Source organism: Archangium sp. (genome assembly GCF_036277355.1).
Lineage (GTDB): Bacteria > Myxococcota > Myxococcia > Myxococcales > Myxococcaceae > Archangium.
In genome coordinates, this window is sequence record NZ_DASUNC010000163.1 from 84,460 (window position 1) to 99,121 (window position 14,662).

The 14,662-nt window shown below is 69.8% G+C and carries 14 protein-coding genes and 1 pseudogene; 5 read left to right on the plus strand and 10 right to left on the minus strand.

Annotated elements, in window-relative coordinates; genetic code table 11:
- Window positions 1-19 precede the first annotated feature (19 nt).
- Window positions 20-538 (minus strand): cytochrome c nitrite reductase small subunit, encoded by a 519-nt coding sequence (nrfH, locus tag VFZ09_RS40370; protein ID WP_414640796.1) that lies wholly within the window; start codon window positions 536-538, stop codon window positions 20-22.
- Between the two features lie 210 nt (window positions 539-748).
- On the opposite strand from nrfH, the gene VFZ09_RS40375 reads away from it, so the two are divergent.
- On the plus strand, window positions 749-1,537 hold the full coding sequence (locus tag VFZ09_RS40375; RefSeq protein WP_329733119.1) for an SAM-dependent methyltransferase: 789 nt from the start codon (window positions 749-751) through the stop codon (window positions 1,535-1,537).
- Window positions 1,538-1,552: 15 nt separating this feature from the next.
- Here the strand turns inward: VFZ09_RS40375 and VFZ09_RS40380 are convergent, their stop codons facing one another.
- The 3 genes from VFZ09_RS40380 to VFZ09_RS40390 form a co-directional block, all read right to left on the minus strand.
- The gene (locus VFZ09_RS40380) at window positions 1,553-3,583 is read right to left on the minus strand and encodes a sensor histidine kinase (RefSeq protein WP_329733120.1); all 2,031 of its coding nucleotides are present in this window, start codon (window positions 3,581-3,583) and stop codon (window positions 1,553-1,555) included.
- Between the two features lie 156 nt (window positions 3,584-3,739).
- Window positions 3,740-5,341, minus strand: a complete 1,602-nt coding sequence (locus VFZ09_RS40385; protein ID WP_329733121.1) for an alpha/beta hydrolase-fold protein — start codon at window positions 5,339-5,341, stop codon at window positions 3,740-3,742.
- On the minus strand, window positions 5,338-5,877 hold the full coding sequence (locus VFZ09_RS40390; RefSeq protein WP_329733122.1) for a GNAT family N-acetyltransferase: 540 nt from the start codon (window positions 5,875-5,877) through the stop codon (window positions 5,338-5,340). The genes VFZ09_RS40385 and VFZ09_RS40390 overlap by 4 nt, the downstream gene beginning before the upstream one ends.
- A 160-nt stretch (window positions 5,878-6,037) precedes the next feature.
- Between VFZ09_RS40390 and VFZ09_RS40395 the strand changes: the two are divergent.
- A pseudogene (locus tag VFZ09_RS40395) lies at window positions 6,038-6,166 on the plus strand (transposase); the annotation flags it as partial.
- Between the two features lie 85 nt (window positions 6,167-6,251).
- The gene (locus VFZ09_RS40400) at window positions 6,252-6,503 is read left to right on the plus strand and encodes a hypothetical protein (RefSeq protein ID WP_329733133.1); all 252 of its coding nucleotides are present in this window, start codon (window positions 6,252-6,254) and stop codon (window positions 6,501-6,503) included.
- An 11-nt stretch (window positions 6,504-6,514) separates the two neighbouring features.
- Here VFZ09_RS40400 and VFZ09_RS40405 read toward each other — a convergent pair whose 3' ends face one another.
- Together VFZ09_RS40405 and VFZ09_RS40410 are read right to left on the minus strand one after the other, a co-directional pair.
- Entirely contained in the window at window positions 6,515-7,702 is a 1,188-nt protein-coding gene (locus tag VFZ09_RS40405; protein ID WP_329733123.1) for a winged helix DNA-binding domain-containing protein, read from the minus strand.
- 11 nt (window positions 7,703-7,713) lie between these two features.
- A complete protein-coding gene (locus tag VFZ09_RS40410) occupies window positions 7,714-8,607 on the minus strand; it encodes a LysR family transcriptional regulator (protein WP_329733124.1) in 894 nt (297 codons plus the stop codon).
- A 70-nt stretch (window positions 8,608-8,677) separates the two neighbouring features.
- Here VFZ09_RS40410 and VFZ09_RS40415 point away from each other — a divergent pair, with 70 nt between their 5' ends.
- Entirely contained in the window at window positions 8,678-10,048 is a 1,371-nt protein-coding gene (locus VFZ09_RS40415; protein ID WP_329733125.1) for an MFS transporter, read from the plus strand.
- A gap of 101 nt (window positions 10,049-10,149) precedes the next feature.
- Window positions 10,150-11,139 (plus strand): hypothetical protein, encoded by a 990-nt coding sequence (locus tag VFZ09_RS40420; RefSeq protein ID WP_329733126.1) that lies wholly within the window; start codon window positions 10,150-10,152, stop codon window positions 11,137-11,139.
- A gap of 16 nt (window positions 11,140-11,155) precedes the next feature.
- On the opposite strand, the gene VFZ09_RS40425 is transcribed toward VFZ09_RS40420, so the two are convergent.
- The 4 genes from VFZ09_RS40425 to VFZ09_RS40440 all read right to left on the minus strand — a co-directional run.
- Complete coding sequence (locus VFZ09_RS40425; protein ID WP_329733127.1) at window positions 11,156-11,635, minus strand: hypothetical protein; 480 nt, start codon at window positions 11,633-11,635, stop codon at window positions 11,156-11,158.
- Window positions 11,632-11,763: a hypothetical protein gene (locus VFZ09_RS40430; protein WP_329733128.1), complete on the minus strand. Its 132-nt coding sequence runs from the start codon at window positions 11,761-11,763 to the stop codon at window positions 11,632-11,634. The genes VFZ09_RS40425 and VFZ09_RS40430 overlap by 4 nt, the downstream gene beginning before the upstream one ends.
- A 59-nt stretch (window positions 11,764-11,822) precedes the next feature.
- Window positions 11,823-12,476 (minus strand): hypothetical protein, encoded by a 654-nt coding sequence (locus tag VFZ09_RS40435; protein WP_329733129.1) that lies wholly within the window; start codon window positions 12,474-12,476, stop codon window positions 11,823-11,825.
- Between the two features lie 8 nt (window positions 12,477-12,484).
- The coding region (locus tag VFZ09_RS40440; protein ID WP_329733130.1) for an RHS repeat-associated core domain-containing protein at window positions 12,485-14,662 on the minus strand (2,178 nt) is incomplete at its 5' end.

Below are 14,662 nucleotides of genomic sequence, written 5' to 3' on the forward strand. Positions count from 1 at the left end.
GCGGTTCCGTGGAGAGGGTTCAGGGTCCGTGTCCGACGTCACTGTGACAGCGGATGCAGGAGAGGTCGTCGCGCTCGTTGCTCGTGGTGGCCGCGTGCGCGTCGATGGCCTGGACGATGGGCTGGTGGCACGAGCGGCAGCGCTGCTCGGTGATGGCGCGGTTGTGCGGGGTGATTTGAATGGGCTCGTGGAAGCCCCCCGCGGTGAAGGCCACCGAGTGGTGCCAGCCATTGCGCGCCTTGGCCAGGTACTTGCCCACGAAGCCCGGCGGCGTGTGGCAGTCATTGCACACCGCCACGGTGTGGTGGCTGGAGTTGGTCCACTCGGCGTACTGATCATTCATCACGTGGCAGTTGGCGCACGCGGCGGGATCGTCCGTCATGTACGAGGCCCCCTTCGCGTAGGCGAAGGTGAAGCTCCCGATGCCGATCGCCACCCCGACGAGCGCGCTCAACCCCAGGCTCAGCCAGGCGAACGCCGAGGGTCCCCGGCGTCTGGGGCCAGGAGGGGACTCCGGTGCGGGAACTTCGTTGGCCACGGCTCAGTCTCCTTCTCCGATGATGGAGAGCGTGATGCCACATCCCCGCTCCGGACTGGACTCATTCGTGAGGTCCCGGGTGCTCAATGCCGCTGTCAGCACACCTTGCGTGACGCCAACCCCGGCACGCTGGAAAAACGCCCACCCCCCCAGGTCACGGACAGCCGGGTAGAGTCAGGGTCCTCTGTCCGACACTCCGCGGAGCCCCGCTTGAGCGAGAAGAGCCACGCCCCCATTCCCCTGGACGAGACGCTCGACTCCATTGGCACCGCGGGCGTGAAGCTGTTGCAGCGCCGGAGCGGCTACCGCTTCACGCTGGATGCCGTGCTGCTCGCCGCCTTCGCGGCCACCGAGGGCGGGGACGCCGGAGGCCCCTTGCTGGAGCTCGGCGCGGGCAGTGGCGTGGTGTCCTTCCTGCTGGTGCGCCAGTTCGGCCTCGGACCCGTGGACGCGCTGGAGCTGCAACCCGAGGTGCATGCGCGCCTGGTGCGCGCCGTGGCCCTCAATGACTGTGAGGGACGGGTGCGGCCGCTGCTCGGGGACCTGCGCGAGGCCCGCTCGCTGTTCCCCTCGGGGGCCTATGCGCACGTGGTGTCCAACCCGCCCTTCCGCACCGTGAATGCCGGCGTGCGTAGCCCGGATGCGGAGCGCGCCCTGTCCAAGCAGGAGCTCGCGTGTGACGCGCCCTCGGTGGTGGCGGCCGCCCGCCACGCGCTGGCTCCGGGTGGGCGGGTGAGCCTCGTGTACCCGGCGGCGCGGGTGGCGGAGGTGCTTGGGCTGCTCATGGCCTCGAAGCTGTACCCGGTGGCCCTGCGCTTCGTGCATGCGCGCGTGGACGCTCCCGCCACGCGCTTCCTCGTGCACGCGGTGCGTGACAGGCAGCGTGGGTTGGCCGTGCGTCCTCCGCTCATCGCTCACGGGGAGGGCCCCGGGGGTTATTCGCCCGAGGTGGCCGCGCTCATGGATGCTCCCCGGGCCGAGCGTCTCGAGCCCGGTTGATTCACGGTGGGGTGCTCAGGCGGCGTGCGGCGGCAGGACGACCCGGAACACGCTTCCCTTCCCCACCTCGCTCTCCACCTGGATCTCCCCTCCCAGCCGCTTCACGATTCCGTGGCAGATGGAGAGCCCCATCCCCATCCCCTCCCCCGCCGGCTTCGTGGTGAAGAACGGATCGAAGAGTCTGCGCTGATCCTCCGGGGGAATCCCGCAGCCCGTGTCCGCGACCTCCAGCATCACCCAGCCATCCTCGCGCCGGCGCGTGCGCAGGAGGAGCTCGTTCCGGCCCGTGTCTCCCGTCGTCATCGCCTGGCCCGCGTTGAGCAGCAGGTTGAGACAGACCTGCCCGAGCTGTGACTCGCTGCCCAGCACCCGGGGTACCTCCTCCAGCTCCTCGATGATCCGCGCGCGCGGCTCCAGCTCGTGCAGCGCCAGGTTCAAGGACCGCTTCGCCACCGCGCGCACGTCGACCGCTTCCAGCCGCTCGTCCCCGCCACCGCCCCGAGCGAAGAGCCTCAACTCCTTGACGATCTGGTTGACCCGCCGAGCCCCTTCCAGGCTCTCCGCGGCCACCTGTCCCAGCTCGGCCAGCTCCTCCTTCGCCCCGCCGTTGCCTTCCGAGCGCGCCAGCTCCGGCAGCTCCTTGGCCAGGAACGCCAGGTTCGCCGTCACGTAGGCCATGGGGTTGTTGATCTCATGGGCCACCCCGGTGGCCAGGGTGCCCACCGAGGCCAGCCGCTCCGTCAGCAGCGCGCTCTTGAGCCGGGCCGCGTCCTCCGCCCGGGCCAGCGCCACCGCGAGCTCCGCGTTCGTCCGCGTCAGGCTCGCCGAGAGCGTCTCGTTCACGTAGCTGAGCTGGATGAAGTCCGCGATGAGCAGCACCCCCACGCACAGCCCCAGGTTGATCATCGCCACCGAGAAGAGCCGGGGCGCCTGGAACACATACAGATCGGTGAGCAGATCCACCACGCCCGCGCCGAGCATGCAGAAGACGGCCGCCGCGAACACCGCATCCGACGGGCGCTTGCGGCGAAGCAGCGTGGCCATCGTCAGCCCCGTCACGTACAGCACGGTCCCGAAGATGTAGAGGGCGAAGAGCCGGTAGAGCACCACCGCCCCCCCGAGCGGACCGAGCCCATGCACCGCGAGGAGGGTGGCCGCGAACACCCCGCAGACCGCCCGGTGGACCTTCCCGCCGCGGGTGATGTGCCCGAGGCAGTAGTGCTGGGAGAACTCCATCATCGCCCAGACGAGGCCCCCCACCGTGAGGATGAGCACGGTGAACGTCAGGGGAGAGGATTGCCTCAAGGGCAGCAGCCCGGTCCGGGTGCCCAGATAGAGCGCCGCCCAGGTCACCACGAAGACGGTGGAGCGCTGCAGCGCCCGCCGCGAGGGATCGGCTTCCCGGCTCATGAACATGCCCAGCAGCAGCAGCATGAACGCGAAGAGGGCGAGCGCTCCGTTCTGGAAGAACTGGCGGATGTCGCTCGCGCGCAGGTAGTACGGCGTCAGCCGCTCCTGCGCCCCCAGCAGCATGCGCGCGTCCACCACGCCATCGCTTCCGGGCAGCATCCACTCGAAGCGCAGGGCGAGCACGTTGGAGCCCGGCCGCAGCTCCCGGCTGTCCACCCTCCAGGCCTCCAACCCATCCACCTCGCCCTTGAGTCCCCGGAAGGACTCGTCCGTCCGGCCCACTTCGTGTCCGTTCACGAAGAGCGTCACGCGGCTGGTGCGCATGCCTCCCAGCGTGAGGAGCAGGGGTTTGTCCCGGAGCAGTGGAGGAAGCTCGAAGCGCTTGCGCGCCCACGCCTGGCTCGCCCGGTACCCCTGCGCCGAGTACCCCCCGGGGAAGCGGATCTCCCCCCACCCCGAGTCGTCATACTCCGGCTCCGCCCACCCCACCCCGTCGCCCTCCTGGAGCTTCCACGTCCCGTTCAGGCGCAGCACGTAGGGCTCGGCGTGGGCGGGCAGGACGTACGCGTCGATGAAGAGCCAGCAGACGAGGAACGGGGCGGCCACCGCGAGCAGCAACGGGAGGCGTCGAGCCACTGTGTCGATGGGCACCAACAGCCACACCCCCGCGCAACGCGTGTACGGCCAGCCTACGAAGCAGCGGAATCCTACCAGGAACCCCCGCTTTCCCGTTCCTCCCGGGATGGGCGGGGCTCCCTCGGGGTTGAATCCGCCAACGCTTGACGGCTCAGCTCATGGAGAAGGCGGGGGGAACAGGTACTCGAGCACGTTGCCGAAGCGCGCGGCCCAGGAGGCCTCGTTGTGCCCGCCGCCCTCCACCTCGGTGTACTTCAGGTCGCTGTCGAGCACCCAGCCCTCGCGCACCAGCGCGTCGCGCAGCAGCCGCGTGTCGTCCACCGTCTCCTGGCTGCTGCTGCCCTCGTCGGTTCCGATGTCCACCCAGAGGCGCAGCGGCAGCTTCCCGGACAGCGCGTCCACCCTCGTCACGATGTCGTTGTTGCCCCAGAAGACCGAGGGCGAGAGGACGCCCAGACGGGTGAACGTGCCGGGGTGCTTCATGCCCAGGTACAGGGACACCAGGCCACCGAGCGACGAGCCGGCCAGGCCCGTGTACTCCGCCTCCGGCTTCGTGCGGTACTTGCCGTCGATCATCGGCTTGAGCTCGTTGATGATGAACTCGCCGTACGCGTCCGCCCGGCCGCCGTTGGCGCCGTCCACCTGGGGGTAGCGGGCATCGGGGACCTGCGTGTACTCGGGGCCGCGGTCCGAGGTGTTGTAGATGCCCACGATGATGAGCGGCTCCACCTTGCCGGCCAGGACGCGCTCCTGCGCCGTCTCGTCCACGCCCCACTCCCCGGCGAAGGCCGTGGTGGCGTCCATCAGGTTCTGCCCATCGTGCATGTACAGCACCGGGTAGCGGCGCTCGGTGGCCGTGTCGTAGTCCGGCGGCAGCCAGATGATGATGTCGCGCTTCTTCAGCAGCGTGTTGCCAGGCGTCACGTCGCGCAGGTACTCGATCTTCCCGGTGAGCACCGCCTCGGGCGGCTCCTCGGTGAAGAAGTCCGCCCAGCCCCCCACGGTGATGGAGACGCGCTCGAAGCCGCTCCCCGTCTTGTGGGTGCGATCGGCGATCTCCGCGCCCGTGGCCGTCTTCTCCACCTTCGTCCACTCGCCCCGCGTCACCTTGAACGCGAGCGACGTGTCCGGCGCGAAGGACAGCACGGTGGCGTAGCCGTTGTTCACCGCCTTGTAGAGCTTCGCGCCCGCCGGGTTCCATCCGCCCAGCTGCTCATGGTTGCCGGCCAGGTAGATGTCCTCGGTGTTGGGCGTCGTCTCCGGCACCGCGACCACGAAGGCGGTCCGCGGCTGGGTGTCTCCCCCGGCCGGGCCCCAGCGCTCCACGCCGAAGCTCACGTTCTCCTCGTTCTCGTGCGCCTCGAGCGTCCTCGCGGGCACCGCGCTCCCCGCCGTGTCGAGCGCCACCTGCTCGGACGGCGTGGTCATCCGCACGGTGTAGGTGAGCGGCTGGTGCTTGGGCACCCGCGTCTTGACGGAGAAGGTGGTGCCGCCCTGATAGACGAGCTCCAGGCCCTGCCCGGTGGGGCCCTTGAAGGCCGCGTCCTCGCCCGAGAGCAGGAGCGTGGCGTTCACGGGCGTCTCAAGCGGCACCGTCACGTCGAACTGGATGTCGGAGTAGTTCTGCTCGGGAGTCGTCGTCGGGGGTCTGGGGCAGCCGGTGAGGGCCGTCAGCGTGAGCAGGAGCAGGAGCGGAAGCCGCGTGGGAGTTCGGTGCGTCATGTGGATGGGGGACTGCGGGTGAGGGGAAAGAGTCATCGCACCTCCAAGGCGCGGCGCAGGACGTGGAAGACACTCTTCTTGTTGCCGAACTCGGCGAGCACCTGTTTGACGGGCTCGAAACCGCCGCGCTTCCAGAAGCGCTGGCCGGCGGCGTTGTGCTCGGACACGGCGAGGCGCAGGTAGGCGGCGTCGTGCCGGAGCAGCCATTGGGTGAGCGCGTCGAGCAGCCTGGCGCCCAGTCCCTGGTTGCGCCAGGCCGGCTCGAGCACCAGCAGGCCGAGGTACCACTCGTGGGGCTCGGGGTAGTCGCGGATGACGTCGATGGCGCCCACCAGGCGGCCCGAGCCATCGAAGACGCCCATGCCGAACTTGTCGCCGAGTGTCTTGCCCGGAGGCAGGTCCGTGAGCAGATCGCGGATCATCTGCGCGGGGTCGGGGGGTGAGCCGTAGTGGAGCTCGAGGTGCTCCAGGCAGCGCTCGCCCAGCTCGCGGATGATCGGCGCGTCCTCCTCCGAGACCCGCCGGACCCGGTACTTCCCGACCTCGAACAGGGTCTCTCCTCTCGGAGTCATCGTGCGCCACATGCGGGCGGCAACCCTAGCAGGTGGGACGGACCCGGCCCACCCGGGTTCGCCGGGGGTGTGGCCCTCCTCACGCCCCGAGCCCTGGCGGAGTGCGTCAGGGGTCCGTTCCGGCGCCGTTGGCCCGCCGGATGCTTGAGCGTGGGTGGCCATGTCTGGACCGCATGATCTCTTCGCCCGCTATACCTTCGGCCACCCCGAGCGGGCCGCCGCTGAACTGCGCGCCGTGCTGCCCGCGCACGTCGTCTCCGAGGTGGACTGGACGTCCCTGCGGCGAGAGCCCATCAGCGTGGTGGACCGCAGTCCACACAGCGGCGAGACGGGTGTTACATTCAGTGCTGGATGCGCAGCGAGCGGAGGAACTGATGAGAACCTGGGCCGAGGAGATGCTCGAGCAGGGAGTCCAGAAGGGTCTGGTCAGGGGCCGGGAAGAGGGCCGGGTGGAGGGGCGTGCCGAGTACATCCTGCGGACACTCACCGCGCGCGGCGTGCACGTGGATGAGGCGTCCCGCCAGCGCATCCTCACCTGCACGGACGTGACCACCCTCGACCGTTGGTTCGACCGGGCGTTGAACGCCACCACGCTCTCCGACGTCCTGGAAGACCTGGCGCAGTAGCTCAGTCCAGCTCAGCCCACGCGGGCCCGGGGCCGGCGCACCTTCACCGCGCCGCAGGCCCGTGCATGGCGCGCCAGGGCCTCGTCGAGCGCCGCGTCGTCCAGCTTCACGCCCTTCTCCCTCCACAACTTCTCCACACGCAGCACGCCCTCCTGCACGCGTGCCTCCAGCCTTCCCACCAGCTGGCCCCGGTGCAAAAGCGGGCACACGTACCAGCCCCAGCGGCGCTGCTCCTCGGGCTTGTACACCTCCCACACGTACTCGAAGCCGAAGAGCTGGTTCACCAGCCCTCGGTCCCACAGCAGGGGATCCAAGGGGCCGAGTATCCGCATCCGCTCGTCCGGCGCCGTCACGGACCGCGAGCGGAAGCCCGCGGGAGCCAGGTAGCGCCGGGGTGAGCCGGGCAGTGACACCTCTTCCAGCACCCCCTCGCGCACCATGGCGTCCGGCAGTGGCGAGGTGCGCACCGGAGACAGCGTGGACCAGTGCGGGCCGCTGGCGCGCGAGAGCAGGCCCGCGGCCTCCACGCGCTCGGTGAGGGCCCAGCGCGCGAAGCTCTCGTCATGGGTGTGGCCCGCGGGGGCTCGCGCCACGTCCGGGAGCGCCCGGTGCGGCACGTCGTAGCGCTTGCCACCGGGGCCCCGGCCACACACGACGATCTCACAGCGCGTCCACAGCACCTCGAGCGCCATGGAGGTGGCCTTGCCCGTGCCCTTCCACCCGCTCCAGTCGAGCGGCTGTACCGCGCCATGGTCGGTCAGCTCCGCGGCGGTGAGGGGGCCGCGGGCCTCGAGCTCCTCGAGCACGGCGCCCAGCACCTTCTCGGGCAGACGCTCCAGCCGCGTGGCGAGGCGCCACCACGGGGTCTCCAGCGAGCGCTCGCGGTAGTGGGGGAAGGCGCTGGCGGGCAGGATGCAGCGCTCCTTGGCCCAGTGCTCGAAGGCGTGGCCGGGGTAGAGGTGGCGGTACACGTCGCCCTTGGCGATGCCGTCCACGCGCGCGAGTGCCACGAGGTCCGCGTTGGTGCCGATGACATCGAGCGGATCCAACTGGATGTGGCGCAGGTGGCGCAGCAGCGCGCGCACGCCCTCGGCGCCCTGGGGCCAGGAGGACGTGGCCAGCCCGAGGTGGCTGACGAGCCAGGCGCGTGCCTCATCCGTGGGGAGCGTCATCGCGGGGGGAAGGGTCGTCCTGGGCATGGTGTCTGGGATTACGGTCCGGATCGGCGCAGCGAGTCCACGATGAAGGTCTTCAGCGCCCGCGCCGCCGCCGTGAGGTACTCCTCGCCCCGGTGCACCAGCGCCACCTGCCGCCTCGGGCCTCCCTTCTCCACCTCCACCACGTCGAAGCCTCGCGACGCATGGTCCCGGGCCATCAGCTTCGGTAACAGCGCCACCCCCAGGCCCCGCTCCACCATCCGCCTCAGCCCCTCGGCGTTGTCCATCTCCACCGCCACCCGCGGCTTCATCCCCCGCGCCTCGCACGCCGCCTCCAGCGCGTGCGTGCCCGCCATGCCCGGAATCACCACCAGCGGCTCCTCCACCACCTCCGCCAACGCCACCGCCCGCTTCAGCTTCGTCAGCCGATGCCCTCGCGGCACCGCCAGCACCAGCTCCTCCTCCCACAGCTTCTGCGCCACCAGGTCCACCCGCCTCATCGGCAGGTTCACGATGCACAGATCCAACTCGCCTCCCGCCACCCGCGCCTCCAGCTCCACGTGCGTCCCCTCGCTCAGCCTCGGCAGCACCTCCGGGTAGCGCTCCTTGAAGGCCCTCACCAGCTCCGGCAACAGGTACGTCCCCACCGAGTGCAGTGTCCCCAACGCCACCGTGCCCCTCGGCGTCGTCGTCAGCGCTCCCAGCTCCGCCGTCCCCGCCGCCAGGGCCTCCAGCGCCCGCCTCGCGTACGGCAGGAAGCGCTCCCCCGCGTCCGTCAGCACCGCCCCTCCCGGCGTCCTCACCAGCAGCCGCACCCCCAGCTCCGTCTCCAGCGCCTGCAGCTGTCTCGACAGCCCCGGCTGCGACACCCCGAGCTGCCTCGCCGCCACCGTGAGCCGGCCCTCCCGTGCCACCTGCACGAAGGCCCTGAGCTGTTCCGTGTTCATGCGCTTTCCGCATCCACTCTATGCGCCAGATGCGGTTTCCGCATGCTTCCCGGAGGCGTACTCCTTCCCCATGGACGTCTCCTCCGGGCTCCAGCCCGCCGCCCTCCCCGGCACCGCCCGGCGCATGGCCACCACCGCCGTGCTGCTCGGCCTCGTCGTCTCCGCCTTCGAGGCCACCGTCGTCACCAGCGCCATGCCCACCCTCACCCGGGAGCTCGGCGGCCAGCACCTCTACTCCTGGGTCTTCTCCTCCTACCTCTTCGCCTCCACCCTCGGCATCCTCCTCTTCGGCAAGCTCGCCGATCAGCTCGGCCGCAAGCCCGTCTTCTCCGCCGGCATGGGCCTCTTCCTCCTCGGCTCCGCCCTCTGCGGCTTCGCCCCCTCCGTCCCCGCCCTCATCGCCTTCCGGGTGGTGCAGGGGCTCGGCGCCGGGGCGCTCCAGCCCACCACCATGACCCTCAGCGCCGACCTCTACACCCTGCGCGAGCGCGCCGCCGTCCAGGGCCTCTTCACCGGGGCCTGGGGCGCCGCCACCGTCGTCGGACCCCTCATCGGCGGCTGGCTCGTCACCTCCGCCTCCTGGCGCCAGGCCTTCCTCGTCAACCTCCCCGTCGGCCTGCTCGCGCTCGCCCTGCTCCACGCCTCCTACCGCGACCCCGCACGCGCCTCCTCCTCCCGCGTCGACGTCCAGGGGCCCGTCCTCACCGGCGTCTCCCTCGGGCTGCTCCTCTTCGCCTTCGAGCGTGGCGGCTCCTCCGCCCTCCGCCTCTCCTTCGCCCTCGCCGCGGGGGTGGGGCTCGCCGCCGTCGTGCGCCAGCAGCGCTCCTCTCCCTCCCCGCTCGTCCCCCTGGAGCTCCTGCGCGATCGCACCGTGCTGTGTGGCGTGCTCGGCGGGGTGATTGGCGGCGCCCTCCTCTACACCACCACCGCGCTCGTCCCCCTGTGGATGACGGGACTCGGAGGCCACAGCCCCCTCCTGGCCGGGCTCGCCCTGGTGCCGCTGCTCGGCGGGTGGGCCTGTGGCTCCACCTTCGGCGTCCGCGTCTTCCTCCGGGGCGGCCTCCGCGCCAGCGCCGGGGGCGGCTTCGCCCTCTGTCTCACCGGCGCCTGCCTGCTCGCCCTCGCCGTCTCCCGGGACTGGGGCACCCCCGCCGCCTTCGTCAGCCTCGGGTTGATGGGACTGGGCCTCGGGCCCGCCGCCTCCACCTCCCTGCTCGGGCCCCAGACGCGCGCCCCCTGGCACCACCGCGGCATGGTCACCAGCGCCCTCTACGCCACCCGCATGCTCGGCGGCTCCTTCACCCTCGCCGCCCTGGAGCTCGTCCCCCCCGGCTTCTCCGTGCGCTTCGCCGTCCTCGCCTCCCTCGCCGGCACCGCCGCCCTGGGGCTCGCCCTCTTCGCCCCCGGCCACGTCGTCACCGAGGCCACCGCCACCTCCTGAGCCCGGCTCCCGCTCGCCTCCCCTCCGGGCTCCCGGGCGGCGCTTCCCCGGACAGCGGGATTCTTCGCTCCCAGGCCCCGGACGCGCCATGATGCGCCCCCATGGGAAGCACGAGGCATTCTTCCAAGCGGCTTGGAACCCCCCTGGCACTCCTGCTCGGAGCGCTGGTCGCGGGCCCGGCCGCGCGCGCCCAGGACGCGAGGACTCCAGAGCCCGCTCGGGAGCCCGCTCGGGACTTGGGCCCCGCGGCCCCCGCGAGCCCGGCCGAGGCCGCCCCCGCGCCCGCTTCCTCCCTGTCCGCTCCCGTCTCGGCCGTGGAGCCGGAGATCACCCACTGTGGCGACACGCAGGTGGGCACCGGCGAGGGCATGCTCCGGCCGCTCGGACAGGGCTTCTACGCCGATGGGCGCCGGGTGCGCCGGGGCTGCACGCTGCTGCTGCAGCGCCCGCTGAAGAACCGTCCACCGGTGCCCTTCGCGCCGGACTCCTTCCGTCCCATCGGCTGCGGCTACTTCCGCTACGCCACCAGCGTCTACTGGGGCCGGCCGCTGAGCGAGGAGGACCATGTGAACGAGCCCAACGGGCAGCGGGCCGACGTGCTCACGCGCATGGACCTGGCGGACGCGGAGACGTTCGAGGTGGACGCGGACTGCCGGCCGCGGGACGCGCGCTTCTTCTACCTCAACCACACCGAGCGCCCCGAGTTGCCCGCCTTCGTCGCGGTGCCGCGAGGGGATGGGCAGGGGTACGAGGAGCTGGGCTGCGGCTTCGTGCGCTACGAGGGCCGCGTCTTCTTCGGCACGCGGCTCGTGGAGGGGGTGCATGCGCCGTCCTTCACGCCGGTGCTGGGCCGGCTGCCGTACCTCGAGTGCGGCGCGGGCATGTACGGGAGGGACCGGACGAAGGTGTGGTGGCAGCACCAGCTGCTGCGCGGCGCGAAGGCGAAGACGTTCCGCGTGCCCAAGGAGGAGAACCCCGAGTTCCGCGTGGCCTGCAACGGCAAGCGCTCGTTCCAGCTCGCCTCCGTGGACAAGAAGCCCCATCCGTTGTGCCGCCCCAAGAAGGCCGTGAAGAAGCGCGGCGGCAGGTAGACGGCTCCGCGCGGGGTCATTTCCTCAAGCGTGGGTTCAAGCGCTCCGCGTACCACCACAGGGTCCTGTTCCAGTCCTCGGCCCTGTCCCGGGCGACGGAGCTGGCCGCCTTCTTCTGCGCCTGGAAGCGTGCGCGCAGGGCCTCGTCCAGCTCGGATCGGGTTTCGCTGCCGATGGACATGCCCAGCTCACACAGGACGTGGAGCTCGTCCCGGAGCGAGAAGAGCTTGTGCAGCTCCTCGTATTCGAGCTCCCCGGGTGCGGTCGCCAGTCCGTGCGCGTACTCCGCGGTTCGAGCGGGGAGATCCTCCAGCCCCCACTCCGGCAGGCTGTCGAGGAAGTGCTCGAGCAGCTTCTGGACCGCGGACGGATCCACCTGGGTGTCACGCGAGAGGGTGAACAGCCTCATCGCCCAGTCCGTGGCCTGATGGGGAAGGGGCGCTCCTCCCTCCATCTGCCTCTGGAGTGCGTTCAGTTCCCGCGCCACCTTGCTCATCGCCTCACCTGCGGCCTTCTGTCACTGCCGATCGGCTTCAGGGTGCCTCTGCGGAAATCGGGCGTGATGGCGCCCATCATCGCCTGAACGAGATGGAGCACCTGCGAGTTCTCCTCGGTGAGACTCATGCGGGACTGGTTCTTCCAGTCAGGGGGATGGACTGTGCGACATGGCCTCGTTCCATCTCCTACCAGGTGGGGATTTCGCGGATCGAACGGGCTCGAATCAGCTCGACGTCCAACCCGTGCGCTGCTTCCTCGATGAATTGGAGCGAGCCTCCCTTGTCTCGACTGAGGCTCAAGAAGTGAAGCCCAAACTCTCCCCATCGCCAGATACACGCATGGGAAGAGTGCTTCAATATGAATTCCAGACACATCGAGTCGATCGCATGTGGTGGAGAGCGGAACTCCACTTCTTGGCTCCCTTGAAAAAGTGATCTCAAAAGGGCTGGGGGTTGTGGCGGCGGGTTCCTTCCGTACCGTTTGAGCAACGCCTGCTTCTTCAGTGCATCTCGAAGTTTCTGGAGATTCTCCAGTTCCTTGCGCAGGTTGGAGTCGGGTGAATCAAAGGAGACGCAGCCGGGAGATGCCTCTTTCCGTACGATCTCGAATAAGGGGTGCTGAGCCAGGGGAATGGAGTCCAATCCTTGAGAGAGGATCGTCGAGGTTCGAAGAATGTGCTCGACCAAGGCCTGTCCTTCTGGAAAGCGATCAAAGCCAGAAGGACCCATGTGAGATGCCTTGTAGACGAGCAAGTAGCACTCAGCAGAGGAAAGGAAATTGCTCCAATACGATACTTCCGTTTTGAGGCGCTCATGCCCATCCGTGAAGAAGATACCCACAAGACACCTCAATGCTTTCCGGGATAGGTGATGATGATTTCGTCACCTTTTCTGTTGACTGAATGGATATGAGGCGACTCGTGGTGCGCGGGATGACCCGGACCGATCATGTCGGGATGCCCATCTGGATGATCCATGAAATGCGCGCTGCTATGAGGATCTCTTCGGCCCAGATTGGTGGCTCCATCCTTTTTGAGGCTACCGAAGTTGGGGCCCTTGCTTGTCGCGTTCAAGTCGTCAAATCCAATGACTTGACCGCCTCGGGAGATTCTCGGCACCTGGGCATGTTGCTGGGCAAGCCGCATCGCCTGTGAGCGTGAGTTCGCACGAACGACCTTGGGCCCGCATTTGGCCAGACCCAGAGGATCGGTGGCGGAGAGCGGATCCTCGGGGTAGCCATAGAGGCGGGGCCCAGCGGCGAGCCCCAGTGGGTCCTGGCTGATGTAGCGCCCGGCGTAGGCGTCGTAGTAGCGGAAGCGGTTGTAGAGGAGACCCGTCTCCTCGTCCTCGTACTGTCCCGGCCAGCGCCAGGGGCAGTGTTGGAGGGCCACGTCGGCCTTGCCTACACCAAATGCGTCCAGTTGCATCCGCCAGGCGAGCTGCCCCAGCTCGTCGTACATCTCGGTGGGAGCGCCCAGGTGGTCCGTCACCACGGCGTAGCGCCCCGTGGAGTCCTCCCTGGCCAATGGCGCGAAGCTCTCCGGCTCGAACAGCCAGGTGGTGACGTCTTCGGTGGAGGCCACCTCGTGCAGGGGGACGTGCCCGTCCCAGACGAAGCGCACCTCGCGCTCGGGGGCCGCCCGGCCCTCCGCCTCCGCGCCCAGCACCACCTTCCGCGTGCGCCGGGCCAGTGCGTCATATTCCAGGTGTACGCGCACCCCATCCGGCCGCTGCACCTCGGAGAGAAGGCCCGCTCCATTCCAGCCATAGCGCCAGGTGCCCTCGGGCGTGTGCTTCTCCGTCAGGTTGCCATCGGCGTCATGGGTGTACCGGGTGCCATCCGCTTCCTGCAGCCGTCCACCCGGGCCGTAGCGCCTGTCCTTCATCCCGGGGTGTCGGTAGAGGTTGCCCACCGCGTCCATGGCCCGGTGCTGGAGGCCGCCGTCGGGCCTTCGCTCTCCTACCATCCGTCCCCAGGCGTCATGAATGTACTCGGTGTGGCCGTGCGCCGCGTCCGACATGGCCGCCAGCTGCCCCTCGGGACGCCAGCGCCAGGTGCGTTGGGCCACCGTCCCGCCGCCCACCAGGGTGCGCCGCTCCGTGGGGAGGCCCGCCTCGTCATGCTTCCAGGTGGCCACCACCCCGCCCGGCATCCACCGCGACACCTCCAGCCCGCCCGCGTCCCGCTCCATGCGGACCGCCCACTCCGGCCTGCCGGGTGAGGTGTACGTCACCCCCCTTACCGTCCCGAGTGCGTCCCGCAGCAGCTTCTGGTGCGCGCCCAGGCTGCTTTCCACCTCCATACGGTGGCCAGAAGGCGAGTAGCGCGACGTCACCTCCCCCTCCGCCTGTTTCTCGGCCACCACCCGTCCCAGGGAGTCCCTCGTCAGGGCCACCTTCCCCGACTCGTTCTCCGCCTCCACCAGGGCCCCGTCCGCCCGGTAGCGGAAGGCGTGGAAGGTGCCGTCGCCGTACTCCACCCGTGTCAACCGGCCAGCCTCGTCGTAGGCGAAGTGCCGTGTCCGTCCGCTGGGCTGGGTGGTCTGCCTCAACTGCCCGGCCGCGTCGTACTGGTAGTGCCACGCGGCCCCGTCGAAGCCCTCCTCGCGCACCACCCGGCCCAGCTCGTCCCGGGTGAAGCGGTACAGCTCGCCCACCTCGTTCTTCACCTCGACCAGCCGGCCCTCGGCGTCGTGGCGCCAGCTCAGGCGGGTGCCAGCCTCCTCACGCCAGGCGGGCCAGTGGAAGCCCTCGTAGCCCAGGCGCACCCGGCGCAGCGGGCCCCTTTCCTCCAGGAGGTTGCCCTCCGCGTCGTAACGGCCCTCCCACAGCTCGTGGCCAGGCCCCTCCACCCGCACCGGCCTGTCCAGCAGATCGTACTGCATCCGCTGCCCGCCACCGCGCGCGTCCCGCAGGGAAACCCTCCGGCCCCGCCGGTCGTACTCCAGGCGCACCTGCCCTCCCGTGGGCAGGCGGACGCGGGTGAGGTTGCACTGCGCGTCGTACCCGTACTCCGTCCGCTCTCC